Below are 17,019 nucleotides of genomic sequence, written 5' to 3'. Positions count from 1 at the left end.
GGTGAACCCTCTCTGAGTTTGGGATTTGAAAACTGTCAGTTGCTTTAAAGGGTAGCAACAAGCTTGGACAAGGCCACAACATCTTTGGGAGCGTGCGGTGTGCCTTCCAGCATTCATGCAGTTGCAGGGGTTACATTGTGCACCATGAAGTGGCGCGTGTTGTGTGTGTTGTTGGTGTGTATTGTTGCGGCGTTCCTGCCGCTGAGTCCGGTGAGTACCTGGATGTCCACGCAGGGGGACGCCAGCGCGCCGCAGCTGCCGTCGGATCGCGGCAACCCGAACGAGGCGCGCCGCGCGGCGGGGGAGGCCAACACGCAGGCGGGCTTTCTCACGCAGGGCACCAAAGAGCTTGTCGACGGCACCTCCCAACTCACCGGCGGCGCCGACGAACTCGTCGCCGCGATCTCCCAGGCGCAGGCTGGTGCGCAGGAGTTGTCGGCCGGGATGGTGCAGCTACAGGCGGCGACGGGCCAGCTCGGGGGCGGCGCGACGGAGGTCGCGGACGCGATCGGGCAGGTCGTCGAGCAGGCCACGGCCTTCGACGCGGTGCGTGGCCAGGTCACGGCTGCCATCGACCGCGCCCTCGTATCGACGAAGGCCTCCAAGGACCCGGACGTCATCGCCGCACGCGAGCAGCTTCAACAACTGAAGGTCCAGGCGGACAATGCCCAGTTGCCGCCGGAGGTTGTCGCCCAGATGAACAAGCTGCGCGACGGCTCCCGCGAGGTAGCCAACCAGCTAGCGGTGCCGGGCTACGCCTACCACGACGGCGTCTACACGGCCACGAACGGCGCCCAGCAGCTGGCGAGTGGACTGACTCAGCTCAATAACGAGGCGCAGGGCGCGGTCGGCGGTATTGCACAGCTTGATGAGGGTGTCGCAAAGATTGACCACATGGCGAACCTGACCGCCGACCAGATTCGCGCGGTGCGTGGCGCGCTCCCGGCGCCGGCGGCGGCGCAGGCGGGTGCGGAGGCGCAGGAGCCGCAGGAGTCCTCGCTGGCTCCGGTCGCGGCGATGCTGGTCGCGGCGCTCGTGGGGCTGGGCGGTGTTGGCGTCGCCGCGGCGGCGTGGATGTCCCGCACGAGGCGCTGGCTGGCGCTGGCGCTAGGCGTCGTGCTCCTGGCGGTTGCTGGCTGGGTGCTGGTGTTCATCCTCGGCCACAACTTGAGCCCGGCCGCTCTGGGGATCGCGGCTCTCGCGCTGCTGTGCGGTGCGGCCGCCTCCGTTGGTGTGACGACGGCGCTCGCGGCGCTGTTTGGCCGCGGATGGGGGAGTCTGGTTGCTGCAATCCTGATAATTCTTCAGATGGGGGTAGTCGGGTGGGTTTGGAAAGCCGCCGCGGCTGCCCCTGTTGGTGGGGTCCTCGAGGCACTTTCTTCGGCGATGCCGATGCACTGGCTGGCCGCGTCGCTCTCGAGCGCGGGCAATAACGGCTCTGCGCAGGCACTATGGATTGGTATCGCTATGAGCACGCTCGTCGCGGCGGTCGGGCTGCTGGGCGGAGTACCGCAGCGACGTGACGTTGCGGTTCACGTGGAGGAATAATCCGAGCACACGGACATGGTTCCTACTTTCGGATGGGTTTGTGTTAATCTAGCGATGCTCATTTCAAGTAATAGGGGCTTGGATTGAGTGGTCTCCTTTCGCCCATTGTGGGCAAGAAAGGGGTTAGGGATGGGGAAGGCCCCGTCGGCTTCGGCTGGCGGGGCCTTCACTTATTGCCACTTATGCAACGTTAAGAGTGTACGTAGCGCACAGCGCGAATTACGCTATTACTCACCAAGCGTTGTGAAAAAATCGTTGTGAAAAGTGAAGGACTGCCACATGCAAGGCACATTTCCGGGCGCGGGGCGTCGGAATGTACGTGTTGGAGTTACCGTAACGTCTGCGATAGCGCTCGCGTTGGGGAGTGCCGCCGTGGTCGCGCCTACCCCTGTCGCGCATGCCCAGGAGAACCTGGCATACACCGGTGCGGTGATCGACGCTGAGCAGCAGGCGAAGTCAGAGGGGCTGGGCGATGATGCCTGCCGAGTGGTGCTGGAGAAGGCCGATGACGGCAAGGACGTTGCAGGTTTCAGGTTTGACGCGCTCAACCCTGGTGAGCACTCCGAGAGCGCAACTGAGTTCGGCATCCAGCTGCACTTCAACGCGGACAAGCAGCGCACCTTCACAGATACAGGGTTTAGCGACAGCGGGCCTGTTCCAGTCGAAGTCGGCGAGCTAGGAGTTGTTCCCGCGGGTGAGAAGCTCGATGGCGGTAACCCGTTCACGGTGAACAACACTGCTGAGTCCGCGGAGATTACCGCTTCCCGAATTCAGCGCAACTTGAACGGCGCGTTTCCCTTCACGGAACAGTTCCAGCAACAAGCCCTGAGCCCGGAAGGCCTCACCTTTGCGTGGAAAGGGTCCTACACAAAGGAAGACTCTGACCACCGGTTTTTCGAAAGCCAAAACTTTCAAGCGGACGCGAACGCCAACCCCTGGCCGAGCGAGACAGACGAATGCGTCCCCCTCAAACTTGATTGGGAACACATTTCGAAGGCCGTGATCAAGCCGGGGGAGAAGGTCAAGATCGCCTCTGCCGGCGGGATGTTCACGGAACGTGACCTGGATCGTCTGCGCATTCAGGTCGCGGACGGCAGCGGCAAGGTGCTCGAGCACGTCACCATCACGCGCGATGGCTCCGACTTCTTCCTTACCTGGCCGAAGTTCGCCGACGACGCCGAGCTCGACGGCCTCCAGGGCCTCACGTTTACCGCGGTTGCGCTGCCGCGCAGTGTCGAGGAGCTCGAGGCTATCGCTCAGAACCACGCGTACGAAGATACAAGGGTTGGGGTAACGGCCAGCTCCATTGCGCTGCCACGCTACAACACCGCCAACGAGCTCAGCTCGCACGCGATCAGCGTGGATGACACGCTTTACCACGATCCGCAGTTCACCAGGTCTGAGGTCAACATCACCTCCGGGATCTCAAAGGATGCGATTGTCTTCGAGGAGCTTCCCGACGCAAACGGGCACACCCTCGCCGACCTGAAAGAGAAGTTCGACGCCACCATCGCCCTCGACGAGAGCCTCGTCTACGACGGCTGGACCGCCAAGTTCGCCGACGAGGAAAAGGGCGACTACAGGGTGATCATGACGGCGCCGGAGGGCGTCGATAAGCCGACCCCTGGGACGTTTGCGCAGCCTGTGGTGCATGTACGCTACTCGAACGGCTCCAAGGACGCCATCCCGCTGCTCGTGGTCGTCGAACCGAATCACACGCAGCAGACCAACCTCGAGTACCCCGCGGAGCCAGTGCAGGGCGCCCAAAACACAACACTTACCGCCAAGGCGAGCCTGACACGGGTGCTGGGCAAGGGGGACGTCATCAAGCCGAAGAAATTCGAGCTTATCGACGCCCCCTCCGACAAAGACGGCTGGAACGTCACAGTCGATAAGGAAGGCACCGTCACCGCGAAGGCGAAGGCAACCGTGCCGAACTTCACCACCATCAAACCCGTGGTGAAGGCGACCTACCCGGACGGTACGACCGACGAAGCTCCGGTGTCCTTCCAGGTGTTCTCGGACGTGAAAGTGCCGTCGTATGGCTCGGCCTCGGGTGAGGTGGCAGACCGCGTGACGCTCACGCCGACCGTGCCGAAGGTTGGCCTCGGCGGCAACGCGCACGACGAAACGCCGAACCGCTACACCTTCCCTAACGGCTCCCAGCAGTACAAAGTCGGCGACTGGAACGTCACTCTCGACGCCACCACCGGCGAGCTGACCGTCACCATCCCGGACACCGCGCTGCCGGGCGCCTACATCACGGTGCCGGTGCGTACCCACTACGCCAGCGGCGCTGTGCCGCAGGAAACCACCGCCACCATCAACGTGATCGGCGACGGCACGGGCACCGACGTTGCGAACTACCCGCAGAGCTTCACCAAGCCCGGGCTGCCGGTCTCCTCGATGATCAGCACCCTGCTGGCGGACCCGGTGAAGGCGAAATACAGCCTGCCGGAGCAACTCCCGGACGGCTGGACGTTCGACGTGTCGAAGGAGGGCGTGGTCACGGCCACTCCGCCGAAGGATGCGCGGCCCGGTGACCAGGCGATCATCGACATCCACGTCCGCTACCCGGACGGCTCCGAGGCGGACGTCCCGGCGGCGTTCACCGTCGTCGGCGACGACAAGGGCATGAACAACCCGCGGTACCAGACCAAGTCGGGCAAGCCGGGCACCACGGTCACGAGCAAGCTGGACACTGGAAGCGTCCGGGACATTTCGGAACCGAAGTTCGCACTGATCACGGACCCGGAGGACAAGCACTACATCGCTCCGCCGCGTAACCTGCGGTGGGAGCAGGTCAAGATTGACCCGAAGACGGGTACCATCACCACCCCGGTCAGCGAGCGCGCCGTACCGGGCAGCTCCGCGGATATTCCGGTGCGCGTGACCTATAAGGACGGCACGACCGCCATCGTCGTGGCCACTGTGGTGGTGCTCGGCGAGCAACGCGCCGTCTACGAGCCGCGATACGAGCAGCAGGAGGCGAAGCCGGGCGTCGACAAGCGATCTGAGATCACCGAGCCCACCCGCATCCCTGCCCGCGACCTCGCGGAAAAGACGCCGTTCAGCGTGCCCGCGAGCCTCGACGGCTGGAAGCTGCGCGTCGACGGCAAAGGCACCGTCACTGCGACCCCACCGAAAGACGCCGAGTCTGGCGACCACCTCAACGTCCCCGTCACCGTCACCTACCAGGACGGCTCGAAAGACGTGGTCACCGCCGCGTTCGTCGTGGTCAGGGAGCCCGCGCCTGACGCCTCCTTCGACATCAACACCGAGTACGAAGTGATCGTGCCGTTTGAGACGCAGATCGTCTTCGACCCCACACTCGACGTAGGCACGCAGGTCGTCGACGCCGAACACCCCGGCGTGCTCGGCACCGACAAAGTGACCACGACCAGGACCATCACGAACTCCGAGGTGGTCAGCACACGCATCGAGCAGACGCGCATCGCGGACCCGCAGGATCGCATCGTGCGCGTTGGCACCAAGGAAAGGCCGGGCGTCACGCCGGAAATCCACTGGTCTGAAGAGACGCCGTACCGCGTCATCATCCGGGAAGACCCGACGCTCGAGGCCGGCACCCACAAGGTCGCACAGCGCGGCAAGGTGGGCAGGATCTCCTACAAAATTATCGACGGCATCGCGCAGAAACCACAGGTCGTGGACGCTGAGGACCAGGTCATCTTGGTCGGCACCAAGAAGGAATCCAAGCAGACAGAGCTACGCGAGACCATCCACACCCCCGTGCCGTTCGAGACCGAAATCCGCCAGGTAGACAGCCTGCCCGCCGGCGTGGTCAAGACCATCCAGGAAGGCTCCTACGGCCAAACCATCACGGAGAAGACCTGGCAGCTTGTCGACGGCCACGTCGTCGGCAACCCCGTCGAACACACCACCACGACCAAGACCCCGGTCAAGCGCATCATCGAGGTCGGCGTCGGCCACATCGTGCCAACCTACGGCAAGGTCGTCCAGGAACCGGGCGCAACCGACGAGGTCCCTCTCCACGAAGGCTCCAAGGTTCCTTCCGACGCCACCTTCGAAATCGACCCCGAGTGGAAGCCAACCATCCCGGGCTGGACCGCCACCGTCGACGAGCACGGCCGCGTCTTCTCGACGCCGCCAGCCGATGCCAAGCCCGGCGACTCCATCCTCATCCCCGTTCAGGTCACCTACACCGACGGAGCCATCCTGGTCGTTCCGGCATTCGCGGCCATCAAGGAAACCGACGAATCCCCGCACGTCAGCTACGCCTCCGCCTCCGTCCTACCCGGCGAGACGAGTACTCAGCCTGCAACGAATGCCACCGACGGCAACCGCTACTCGGTACCCGACCGGGTCAATGGCTGGAAGGTGAGCGTCGACGAGCACGGCACCGTTACCGCGACCGCGCCGAAGTCCGCCACCCCAGGCGCCTGGATCCGCGTCCCTGTCACCGTCACCCCAGCCCACGGCGAGGCCTACACCACCCAGGCCGTCTTCACCGTGGCCAACGTGCCGACCGGGCCGGTTGAACCTACTTCTTCCGCGACTGCTGCGCCGGAGCCGTCCCCGACTGCCACTCCGACTGCTCCTTCTGTACCTATCGCGCCAGCACCGTCGTACCCGCCGGCCATCACCGCGCCGGGCGTGCCGACGTCCATCAAGATCAGCGGCCACACCGACGGCAACACCTACAAGCTCGGCGCCCTGCCGACCGGGTGGCGGGCCTCCGTGTCCGCCTCGGGAGATCTGCTGGTCACCCCACCCGCCTCCGCCGAAGTTGGCGAGAAGGTCGACATCCCAGTTACTGTCACCACCGCCTCGGGCGCAACGTACGAGGTGAAGACCGTCGTGGGGGTCATCGCGAAGGGCGGTGCAGCCCCGAGCCCGACCACGCGTGCGCCTTCTACGCCTACACCCGCTCCATCCGATTCATCTGCCGACGGCTTCAAGCGCTGCATGTCCAACATGTTCGCGCTCAACAGCCCGATCCTCTGGCTGCTACCAATCGGGCTCGCCGCCGCAGTTGGCATTGGCGTTGCGAACACGATGCAGCCCCAGATCAACGCCGCTCTTGGGCAGTTCAACGACTCCCTGCGCCACGTAGGCCGCGGGTTCGAGGACCAGATTGCCGCCGTCAACAGGCAGTTCGGTATTGATGCCCGTCAGCTGCAGCCCGTTGCTATCGCGCTTGGAGTCATCGCAGTCGGCGGTCTGGCGATCTCCCTGATCGTCCAGGCATGCCAGCCCGAGGGCTTCGACCACGGCATGACCGTCCTCGGATCCTCCAAGGATGGTGAGCCAGTGCCAAAGGACGCATCTTCCAAAAAGTAGGCCTTTTTGGACCTGCAGGTTTATACGTCTAATCCAAATGGTGTTGCGTCCTTTGGCACTCGCCCCGGTTGGGGTGACACCAAATTCCTGTACGAGGTTTTCGTGACCTGGGCTTTTCCGGATCTGCGTGGGAAAACCGGGAATTTGGTGTCTAGCCCGTTCGTCGTGACACCAAATTCCCACCCTGCCCCTTGGCTACCTGGGGAAACGCCGACGGTGCTCCCCAAAAACAAGGAATGTGGTGCGCGGGTCCCAAGCCCATCTGAGCAACGCGAAACCCCGCCGCGAAAGCGGCGGGGTTTCATTGGTCGGGATAACAGGATTTGAACCTGCGACCTCTTCGTCCCGAACGAAGCGCGCTACCAAGCTGCGCCATATCCCGTGGGCACCTGGTTACTTTACTCCTGTGCCCGCGAAAAACAAAAGCCGTGGTCAGGACCGCTCCGTAATGTGGAGGAGCGCCGCGGATGGCGGGCAGAAGATCCGTACGGGGGCGTACTTGGAGGTGCCCAGCCCGTTGGAGACTTCCATCCACATACGGCCGAAGCGGTGGAGGCCGGAGGCGCGCTCGCGGTCGATGTCGGCGTTGGTGACGATGGCGCGCTCGCCAGGTAGGCAGATCTGCCCGCCGTGGGTGTGGCCGGATAGCGCCAGTTGGTAGCCGTCGCGCTCGAAGGCGTCGAGGACTTCCCGGTAGGGGGCGTGGAGAAGCGCGATGGCGAGGTCCGCGTCGGCGTTGGGGGCGCCGGCGATGGTGGAGTAGTCGTGCAGGTTGTGGTGTGGGTCGTCGACGCCGGCGAGGGCGAGGCGGACGTCGTTAATTTTGAACTCGAGCCTGCGGTGTGTGGCGTCGTGCCAGCCGTGCTCCTGGAATGCGGCGCGCATGCCTTCCCAGGGGAGGTCGACGTAGGAGGGCTCGCGCTTGGTGCCGAGGAGGTATTTGAAGGGGTTGACGGGGCGGGGTGCCCAGTAGTCGTTGGTGCCGAAGACGAACGCACCCGGGACGTCGAGGAGGGGGCCGAGGGCCTGGAAGACCCAGGGCACGCCCTTGGGGTCGGAGAGGTTGTCGCCGGTGTTGATCACCAGGTCGGGTTGGAGTTCGGCGAGGCTGGAGACCCAGGCGGCTTTGACGCGTTGACCTGGGATCATGTGGAGGTCGCTGACGTGCAAGATGTCGAAGGAGTCCCGCCCGTTGAGGGTGCCGGGTGGGAGGAGGGGGAGGGTGTATTCCTTCAGGCGGTAGTTGTTCAGCTGGCTCACGCCGTACGCGGCGGTGGCCGCCGCCGACCAGCATCAGGGCCGAGCTCAAGAGTGCTCCCCAAACGCCTTGCGTGCCGAAGGCTACAAAGTACTGCATCGCTTCCTGGCCGGACGCAAACCCGGCGCCGACAACGATGCCGATGAAGGCAAAGGAGATCGCTATTGCGTTTCGAATCATAAAAGGCAGTGTAGTTGATGGGATAGGCCGGTTCGGTGAACCTAGGACTTTTTCTGTTCAGCTGAAAGAGAGTCATTCATCCGCGGTAGCGCGCTGCGCTGCGTCCCTTTCGCGTTTGAAGGCGAAGACGTCGTCGGCGTAGAGGCGCCGGTGCGCCCCGACTTTGTGGCCGGCTAATTGGCCGGTGTCGATGAGCTTCACGACGTGAGGTCTGGACACGTGGAGGAGGTCCGCCGCCTGCTGGGTGGTGAGCTCTTTTTGTACCGGAACAATTTCAACCGGCCTGCCCTCCGCCTCGTTGGCGAGCACTTCGCGTAGTGCAGAGGCGGCGGATCGTGGAATGCGTATCGGCTGCTGGGACCCATCGACGACAATGTCGACGCTGCTCGAGTGGGGTTGTGAAAGCGCGATGTCAAGGTCTTCGAGGGCCTGCTGTGCAATAAACGAAAAGGGGGTAATGAGCTAGGTCTGTTCCGTAAGTCGCATGATGTCTTTTCGTGCGCGGGCGACGCGGGAGCGGATGGTCCCGATGCGCACGCCAGCGATTTTGGCGGCTTCCTCGTAGCTGTAGCCGAGCACTTGCGTGAGGACGATGGCTTCGCGCCTGTCAGGGGCGAGTTCGTTGAGGAGGTTGTGGGCGTCGATAACTTCGGGCCACAGGTTCGGGTCGTCGGTGCTGGGCTGTTGGGTGGCGACGTCGTCGTAGTCACTGTTGGTGGCGCGCGGGCGGCTGCGGTCGTGGCGCACGGAGTCGATCCAGGTGCGGCGCGCGATGGAGAGGAGCCACGTGCGGGCGGTGGAGCGGCCGGCGAAGCGTGGGAGGGCGCCGAGGGCGCGCAGGTAGGTTTCCTGGGTGAGGTCGTCGGCGGCGTCGTGTCCTGCGAGGTGGGCGAGGAGGCGCCAGACGTCGTCCTGGGTGGCGGCGATGAAGTCGGTGAGGGCGGCTTTGTCGCCCCGACCTGCCCGGAGGGCAAGGTCGGTGACGTACTGGCTATCGCTGCTGTTCACGAATAAAAAGGGTACCAGTATTGGAAAAACCCTTGATGCCACTCTGATATTCGCGTACTGTATAAATCGAACCCTAACAATAAGGAGGGCCTAACAATGGCAGAGAAGAACGTAGACCACATCCTTTCGAACGGCGAACGTCCAGCGGGCAAGGGTCAAACCACCCAGCTCGCCGGCCAGCCCGTCCCATCGGAAAACGTGAGTGTTACGCAGGGCCGTCAGGGCGCGAATGTCCTGGATGACATTCACCTCATCGAGAAGCTTGCGCACTTCAACCGCGAGAATGTCCCCGAACGTATTCCACACGCGAAGGGCCACGGAGCATTCGGTGAGCTGCACATCACCGAGGACGTGTCCAAGTACACGAAGGCGAAGCTCTTCCAGCCTGGCACCGTCACCCCGATGGCTGCACGCTTCTCCACCGTTGCTGGTGAGGCAGGCTCCCCAGACACTTGGCGTGACGTTCACGGTTTCGCACTGCGCTTCTACACCGAAGACGGCAACTATGACATTGTCGGCAATAACACCCCGACGTTCTTCCTGCGCGACGGCATCAAGTTCCCGGACTTCATCCACTCCCAGAAGCGCCAGCCGAACTCCGGCCTGCGCGATGACGAGATGCAGTGGGACTTCTGGACCCGCACCCCTGAATCTGCTCACCAGGTGACCTACCTGCTCGGCGACCGCGGCACTCCGAAGACCTCCCGTCACCAGGACGGATTCGGCTCCCACACCTTCCAGTGGATCAACGAGGAAGGCACCCCAGTTTGGGTCAAGTACCACTTCAAGACCCGCCAGGGCTGGGAATGCTTCACCGACGAAGAAGCCACCGAGAAGGCCGGCACGGACCCGGACTTCCAGCGCGAGGACCTCTTCAATGCCATCAAGGAGGGGGACTACCCAATCTGGGACGTCAAGGTCCAGATCATGCCGTTCGAGGAAGCGAAGGACTACCGCTTCAACCCGTTCGACCTCACCAAGACGTGGTCGCAGAAGGACTACCCGCTTATCGACGTCGGCTACTTCGTCCTCAACCGCAACCCGAAGAACTTCCACGCCCAGATCGAGCAGCTGGCACTCGACCCAGCCAACCTGGTCCCAGGCATTGGCCTGTCCCCGGACCGTATGCTGCAGGCTCGCGTCTTTGCGTACTCTGACCAGCAGCGCTACCGCATCGGTGCCAATTACAAGGACCTGCCGGTCAACCGCCCGATCAACCAGGTGAACACCTACGCCGAGCGTGGCTCCATGGCGTACTTCTTCAACGAGGAGAACGAGCCAAACTACAGCCCGAACTCCTACGAGAAGGGCGCCGGCTACCTCGACGACGGCGAAACCTCCGCCAGCGGCCAGGACCTCGGCCTCGCCGAGAACCTCTACATCAACCCGGACCCGGAGGGCACCGACCTGGTGCGCGCCGCCTACGTTAAGCACCCCGAGGATGACGACTTCGGCCAGGCCGGCACCCTCTACCGCGACGTCTTCGACGACGCCGCCAAGGAACGCTTCGTGCACAACATCACGAACAAGATGATGGCGATCACCAACAAGGAGATCGAGGAGCGCGTCTACGAATACTGGGGCAAGGTCGACGCTGACCTGGAAACCAAGGTCCGCGAATCCTTCGCCGCTAAGCGAGCTGCGCAGCAGAAGTAACGCTTAAGCCCTGAACGCTTAAACCTGCCAGGACGGTGACGTCCCGGCGGGTTTTGGTGTTTGTTGGGCAAGCTCGGCGGTTCAGATGGCGGCGCCTGAGCGCCACCCTCCCAGAACCGGAACCTAGATCCGGTGGTTCGGCCGGTTCGGGTGCCGGTCGCGCTTATCGGAGACGGTCACGCCGTAGAGGGTGCGGCCCATGATGAAGGAGCCGACGGAGCCGACGATCCATACGCCGGTGATGGCGATGATGGCGCGGAGGAAGTCGTTGAGGTCGAATCCGGTGGTGGACCAGGACCAGATCAGTTTGGCAACGACCAGGATCGGGAAGGCGAGGCAGACGGTTGGTCCGAGCAGGTTCGCACGGGTCAGGGCATCGGGGGCGCGAAGCTGCAGGAGCGCGGTGGCGACCACCAGTAGGGTGGCCACGATGACGAGCGCTGCGACGATGATTTCGATGATGGTCATTAGCGGCGTCCTCTCGTGATGATGCGGGCCATGGAGATGGTCGGGATAACGCCACAGACGAGGCCTGCGAGGATGGCGATTTCGTAGCCGATCATGGTCTGGGTCCAGATGGACCAGACGAGGAAGATGGTGACCATGGCGTAGAAGATGAGGTCGGCCATGACGGCGCGGGAGAGTTCGTCCTTGACCAGGATCAGACCAGCGAGGCCGACGAGCAGGCTGAGCGCCATGACGATGACGCAGCCCATGAGGATCGTTTCAAACATGTTCTAGTCCATCCTTTCCGCTGGTGGCAGGGTGTGGTCGTCGGGGTCGCCGAGGTCCACGTAGGGGTCCCACCCGATGGATGCGGGGTCCAGCGGGGTGGCTTTGACGGCCGGGTTGATGCGTTCTTCCATGTCGATCAGGCCAGCGATCTGATCTAATGGGTCGCTGCCGAACGCCGCTTGGACCAGCAGCACCATCGGTCCGCCTTCCTGGGCGGGGTAGCGCAGCCCGAGGGACAGCGTGCCCGGGGTGACGGTGATGGAGGTGGAGTACCAGAAGATCTGCCAGTCGGTGGTCAGGCGCAGCGGGTAGTAGATGATGATCGGGTCAAGCCCGGTGTTGGGCTTGAACGCGGCCGCGGCGGCGCTGAAGCCTGCGGCGAAGATTTCTTTGATGAGCCAGGCGGTGTAGCCCACGCCGTGTGCGAAGCGTTGCAGCATGGTTAGTTACCTCCTTGGAGGGTGTCCACATCGGGGATGCCGATGGCGTCGTCGCCGAGGACGGCGGTGGTGTAGGAGTCGACGTCGAGAAGGCTGTCGACGGCCGCGGTGCTGGCTGCCCAGAGTGGGCCGGCGCCGATGAACATGCCGAGGGACATGAACATGAGCAGCGCGGACGGTGCGAGCAGCTTCGCGCGGACGTTGAGGGCCTTCGGGTAGTGCTGCATTGGGCGGCCCCAGAAGACGCGCTTCCAGACGCGCATCATGGACAGCAACGCACCGAAGGACGCGACGATGATGGTGGTGATTGCCACCCAGGAGCGCCAGTCGCCGGGTGTAGCGGCGGCGAGCACGATGGTGACTTTGCCGAAGAGGCCGGAGAACGGCGGGAAGCCGACGATGGAGAACGCGCCGGCGACGAAGACGGCGGAGGTCAGCGGGTCGCGGCGTGCGAGGCCGGACAGCTTCGAGATGGTGCCGGTGCCGTAGGTTTCCTCGATGGCACCGACGTTGAGCACGAGTGCTGCGATGGTGATCATGTGGTGCAGCGTGTACATGAGGCCGGCGGCGAGCGCGTAGCGGGCGTCGTCGTTCGTGAAGGCCAGCATGATGAGGATGAACGGCATGCCGTTGACCATCTGGTAGCCCAGGACGCGGCGCATGGTGTGCTCGGCGAGGCCTGCGAAGCCACCGATGAGCATCGAGATCACCATGATGACGATGATCAGCGTGTTCCAGCGGGCGTCCATGTCGAAGATGACTACCCAGATGCGGAAGAGCATGTAGACGGCCACCTTGGTGTGCAGGCCTGAGAACAGGCCCATGACGGCGGCAGACGTGGAGGGGTAGGTGCGTGGCAGCCAGGTGTGGACCGGGAAGACGCCGGCCTTGGCGGCGATGGCGATGATGACCAGGCCGGCGGCCACGGTGATCGGGCCGTTGCCGGCCGCGGCGCCGCGCAGGGCGGCGATGTTGACGGCGCCGGCCACACCGTAGATGTAGCCCACGCCCATCACGAGCAGCGTGGATGCCGCCAGGTTCACCAGCACGAACGTGCGGGCGGACAGCAGGCGGTTGCGGGTACCGGTCATGGCGATGAGGCCGTAGGACGGCAGCAGCATGACCTCGATCATGACGAAGAAGTTGAACAGGTCCGCGGTGAGCAGTGCGCCGGAGACACCAGTGATGAGCACCAGGGTCAGTGGCGTGAAGTAGCGGGCCTGGGTTTCACCGGCGACGCTGGCGAACCAGTTGGAGGTCAGCGCCACGATCATGGTGGTGATCAGCATGATGGCGGAGAACTGGTCGGCGGCAAAGGAGATGCCGACGCCACCCTGGTACAGACCGATGACGTGGGCAATCGTGCCGTGCTCGGCGGTGTAGCCGTACAACCAGATGGCCATGCCGAGGTTGATGGCGGGGATGATCAGACCCAGGGCGTCGTTGCCGCGTTTCCAGGGACTGAGCGTCGTCACCGCCGCCATGATCAGCGGCAGGGCGACGAAGACTGGGAGGATTGCGTCCGCACTCATGCGCGTGGTGCTCCTTCCGTGTTGTTCATCTTTTTCGGGTTGAGGCGCGCGGTGCGGCCAGCGGTGGACAGCGCGGACGGGCTGAGGCGCATGAGGTCGTAGGTGCCTGCGACGCCGGTGCGGTCGTCCATGGTGTCGTCATCCTTGCCAAGTGAGGCCAGCATGAGCAGGATCGTGGTCGTCGCCATGGCGATGACGATGGCGGTGAGCACGAAGGCCTGCGGGAGTGGGTCGGACAAGTCGGCGAAGGCGGTGCGGGAGGGGAATGCCTCGCCGCGCCAGGCGCCGACGCCGGTGGCAAGCAGCGTCAGGTTGGAGGCGTGCCCGAAGAGGGACATGCCGAAGATGATGCGGACCATGCCGCGCTGCAGGATCATGTAGACGGACCCTGCAACCAGGACCGCGATGGTAAGTGCCATGACCATGTGGTTTACAGCTCCTTCGTGGTAACTGGGCGCGGGCTTTCCGCGGGGTTGAGTGGTGCTGGGTGGGCGTCGACAGGCTCGGCGGGCGCCTCTGGCTCTGGCACGTCCGGCAGTGGGTTCTCGCCGCCGCGGGTGTAGGTGAGGTCGGAGATCTCGGTGCCGGGGCGCAGGTAGCCGCCGAGCGCGTTGAGCGCCTGCGTGACCATCCCGAGCACGGCGAGGTAGATGCCGAAGTCGAAGATGAGGGACGTCGTCATGTGCTGTCCGGCGATCTCGCCGTGGATGGCGTACATGAAGCCGCCCTCGATAAAGCCGAGGAAGCCGGAGCTGATCGCGATGATGATGCCCCAGCCCGTCAGCCGGATCGGGGTGAGTTGCTTCACGACGTACGCGTCCGCGCCACGGGACAGGTAGTTGAGGCCGAACGCGGTGGCCAGTACGAGCGCTGCGACGAAGCCGCCGCCTGGCGCGGTGTGGCCACGGAAGAAGATGAGGACGGACAGCAGCGCCAGGATCGGTACGACGAGCGCAGATGCCTTGCGCAGTGGCAGCGAGTTGAGCTGCGACTGGCCGAATGGGCGTGGGCGGGTGCCGGCCTCGAACATGTGGCGTGGCATGGACTGGACGACGGCCGCGATGACCACTGCCGCCATGCCGAGCACGGAGAGCTCGCCGAGGGTATCGAAGCCACGGAACTCAACGATGATGACGGCGACGATGTTGTCCGCGCCGGTCATCTTGCCGCCCTCGGTGAGGTACCACAGCGCGAGGTCAGAGCGGTCGTGGCGGCCCAGCAGGGCGTAGACGCCGAGGAAGGCGACGATACCTGCGATGACAGCGACGACGGCCGCGAACACCTTGCGTGAGGTCGGGGTCTTGGGGAAGGTGCGTGGCTGGTAGCGCAGCACCACCATGATGATCACGACGGTCAGCGACTCGACGAGGAACTGGGTCAGTGCCACGTCGGGGGCGCCGAGCATCAGCATCTGCAGGCTCATACCCACGCCGGTGGTGCCCAGCAGTACCGCCGCGGCGAGGCGGGAGCGGGTGCGCACCAGGCCGATGACGGACAGGGTGATGATGGCGAATGGGATGAGGTCCCACCACACGTCGATGCCTTCGGCGCGTGGTGCGAGCGGCATGCCGTCGACGCCCTCGGTGAACACCGCGGTGCTCACGCCGAGGACGAGGATGCACAGCACGGTCGGCAGCAGGTGGCGCGACGGGTTGAACGTGTTCGCCATTGCGCCGAGCCAGCGCCCGACTGTGGTAAACGCGCGGACCATGCCGTTGAGCAGGTCGTTGCCGCTGGTTGGTAGCAGCTGCTTGTTCTCGACGGCCGCGAAGAACGGTTTGCGCACGAAGAGGACGAAGCAAACACCCAGCACGAGCACGATGAGCGAGACGATGAATGGCGCGTTCAGGCCGTGCCACAGTGCCAGGTGCGAGTGGAACTCGGTGTCGCCAGTGATGGTGCGCACGCCCGCGTTGATCGGGTTGTCTATCCAGCCGAGCGTGAACGGCAGGACCAGGGAGGTCAGGCCGGGCAGCGCGGCTGGCAGCCAGAGCGCGACGGGCGCTTCGGTGACGTGCGGCATGGGCTTGGTGCCGTCGATAAATGCGCCGAAGACGATCTTTGCCGAGTAGATGAAAGTCAGCAGAGCGGCGAGGCCGGCAATGGCGAGCAGGAGCGGGCCGAAGCTTGTGGCGTCGAACGCCGTGAGGATGGATTCCTTCGAGATGAAGCCGAACAGTGGCGGGATGGCGGCCATGGAGGCCGCGGCCACGCAGGTGGAGGCGAAGGTGAACGGCAGCTGCTTGTACAGCTGGCCGAGGCGGCGGATGTCGCGGGAGCCGGCCTGGTGGTCAATGACGCCGATGAGCATGAACAGGGAGGACTTGAATAGCGCGTGGGCCAGCGTGTGCACCATCGCGGCGGCGAGTGCCGCCGGGGTGCCGATGCCGATCGCCGCGACGATCCAACCCAGGTGGGAAACCGTGGAGTAAGCCGTCAGGTGCTTCAGGTCCGTCTTCGTAATGGCGAAGGCTGCCGACATCAGCGCGGTAAACAGGCCGGTGACCAGCAGCAGCGTGTTCCACGCGGTGACGTCGTGGAAGATGGTGGAGAAGCGCAGCAGGACGTAGACGCCCGCCTTGACCACTGCCGCCGCGTGCAGGAACGCGGAGACTGGCGTGGCTGCCGCCATGGCTTCAGGCAGCCAGAAGTGGAAGGGGAATTGCGCGGCCTTGGTGAAGGCGGAGAAGCCGATGAGCAGTGCCACCGTGGTGGTCAGCCCCGGCGACTGCGCCCAGACCGGCGACGCGAGCACTGCGCTGAGCTGCGTCGTTCCTGCCGCGACGGAGACGACCGCCAGGCCCGCCAGCAGCGTCAGCCCGCCGAAGAAGGTCAGGATGAGCGTGCGGTAGGAGCCGGCCTCGCCGCCGGAGCCGGAGCGGGCGATGAGCATGAAGGACGCGATCGAGACGAGCTCCCAGCCGATGAAGAGGAGCACGGTGTCGTCCGCAAGCACGAGCAGCAGCACCGAGAGGGTAAACGCCGTCATGATGGTGTAGAAGCTGGTGTTGCCCTCGCGCTTCGGCAGGTATGCGGCCGAATATATAAGGACAATGCCGCCAATGACGAGTGCGAGCAACGCAAAGAAGATGCTCAGGCCGTCCGCGCGCAGTGAGAACGCGATTTCGGTGCCGGGCCCGAGGATGTCGTTGGCCCATGTAAGGGACCACGTTTCCACGTTGCCTTGGGAAATGTTAGGAAATTCGCGGCCCAGCGTGACCGCTGCGGCGAACAGCAGGAGCGCCAGCGGCCAGCCTGCTTTCCTGTCGAAAACTCGCACGAGCAGCGGCGATAGCGGAACCGTCGCGGCCACGAATGCGAGCACGAGAGGTAGTGCCAT

12 protein-coding genes and 1 tRNA gene are annotated in these 17,019 nt (G+C 64.2%); 3 read left to right on the top strand and 10 right to left on the bottom strand.

Annotated features, from left to right (window positions below; all coding sequences use genetic code 11):
* Positions 1 to 144 precede the first annotated feature (144 nt).
* Both ACXIUA_RS07430 and ACXIUA_RS07425 read left to right on the top strand, forming a co-directional pair.
* Positions 145 to 1,548, top strand: coding sequence for a hypothetical protein (locus ACXIUA_RS07430; RefSeq protein WP_457976489.1), 1,404 nt, complete (start codon positions 145 to 147; stop codon positions 1,546 to 1,548).
* Positions 1,549 to 1,827: 279 nt separating this feature from the next.
* Positions 1,828 to 6,870: a YPDG domain-containing protein gene (locus ACXIUA_RS07425; protein ID WP_457976488.1), complete on the top strand. Its 5,043-nt coding sequence runs from the start codon at positions 1,828 to 1,830 to the stop codon at positions 6,868 to 6,870.
* Positions 6,871 to 7,175: 305 nt separating this feature from the next.
* On the opposite strand, the gene ACXIUA_RS07420 is transcribed toward ACXIUA_RS07425, so the two are convergent.
* From ACXIUA_RS07420 to ACXIUA_RS07405, 4 genes are all read right to left on the bottom strand, one after another.
* Positions 7,176 to 7,252 (bottom strand) — tRNA-Pro (locus ACXIUA_RS07420).
* Positions 7,253 to 7,302: 50 nt separating this feature from the next.
* Complete coding sequence (locus ACXIUA_RS07415; protein ID WP_457976487.1) at positions 7,303 to 8,130, bottom strand: metallophosphoesterase; 828 nt, start codon at positions 8,128 to 8,130, stop codon at positions 7,303 to 7,305.
* A gap of 250 nt (positions 8,131 to 8,380) precedes the next feature.
* Positions 8,381 to 8,617 (bottom strand): helix-turn-helix domain-containing protein, encoded by a 237-nt coding sequence (locus ACXIUA_RS07410; protein WP_256042520.1) that lies wholly within the window; start codon positions 8,615 to 8,617, stop codon positions 8,381 to 8,383.
* A 153-nt stretch (positions 8,618 to 8,770) separates the two neighbouring features.
* Positions 8,771 to 9,316: an RNA polymerase sigma factor gene (locus ACXIUA_RS07405; protein ID WP_256042519.1), complete on the bottom strand. Its 546-nt coding sequence runs from the start codon at positions 9,314 to 9,316 to the stop codon at positions 8,771 to 8,773.
* 96 nt (positions 9,317 to 9,412) lie between these two features.
* Here ACXIUA_RS07405 and ACXIUA_RS07400 point away from each other — a divergent pair, with 96 nt between their 5' ends.
* Positions 9,413 to 10,972 carry a catalase gene (locus ACXIUA_RS07400; RefSeq protein WP_256042518.1) on the top strand — a complete coding sequence of 520 codons (1,560 nt, stop codon included), beginning with the start codon at positions 9,413 to 9,415 and terminating at the stop codon, positions 10,970 to 10,972.
* 123 nt (positions 10,973 to 11,095) lie between these two features.
* Here ACXIUA_RS07400 and ACXIUA_RS07395 read toward each other — a convergent pair whose 3' ends face one another.
* The 6 genes from ACXIUA_RS07395 to ACXIUA_RS07370 all read right to left on the bottom strand — a co-directional run.
* Positions 11,096 to 11,440, bottom strand: coding sequence for a Na+/H+ antiporter subunit G (locus tag ACXIUA_RS07395; protein ID WP_256042517.1), 345 nt, complete (start codon positions 11,438 to 11,440; stop codon positions 11,096 to 11,098).
* Positions 11,440 to 11,706, bottom strand: a complete 267-nt coding sequence (locus tag ACXIUA_RS07390; protein ID WP_256005993.1) for a cation:proton antiporter — start codon at positions 11,704 to 11,706, stop codon at positions 11,440 to 11,442. The genes ACXIUA_RS07395 and ACXIUA_RS07390 overlap by 1 nt, the downstream gene beginning before the upstream one ends.
* A 3-nt stretch (positions 11,707 to 11,709) precedes the next feature.
* Entirely contained in the window at positions 11,710 to 12,147 is a 438-nt protein-coding gene (locus ACXIUA_RS07385) for a monovalent cation/H+ antiporter subunit E (protein ID WP_256042516.1), read from the bottom strand.
* 2 nt (positions 12,148 to 12,149) lie between these two features.
* Positions 12,150 to 13,679 (bottom strand): monovalent cation/H+ antiporter subunit D family protein, encoded by a 1,530-nt coding sequence (locus ACXIUA_RS07380; RefSeq protein WP_457976486.1) that lies wholly within the window; start codon positions 13,677 to 13,679, stop codon positions 12,150 to 12,152.
* Positions 13,676 to 14,104: a cation:proton antiporter subunit C gene (locus ACXIUA_RS07375; RefSeq protein ID WP_457976485.1), complete on the bottom strand. Its 429-nt coding sequence runs from the start codon at positions 14,102 to 14,104 to the stop codon at positions 13,676 to 13,678. Before ACXIUA_RS07375 ends, ACXIUA_RS07380 begins: the two co-directional genes overlap by 4 nt.
* 5 nt (positions 14,105 to 14,109) lie before the next feature.
* A partial coding sequence (locus tag ACXIUA_RS07370) for a DUF4040 family protein (RefSeq protein WP_457976484.1) occupies positions 14,110 to 17,019 on the bottom strand: 2,910 nt, incomplete at its 5' end.

The organism is Corynebacterium sp. UMB8791 (assembly GCF_054166365.1).
Note: the sequence above shows the minus strand (reverse complement) of the source record. Positions and strands in the feature narration are given on the sequence as shown.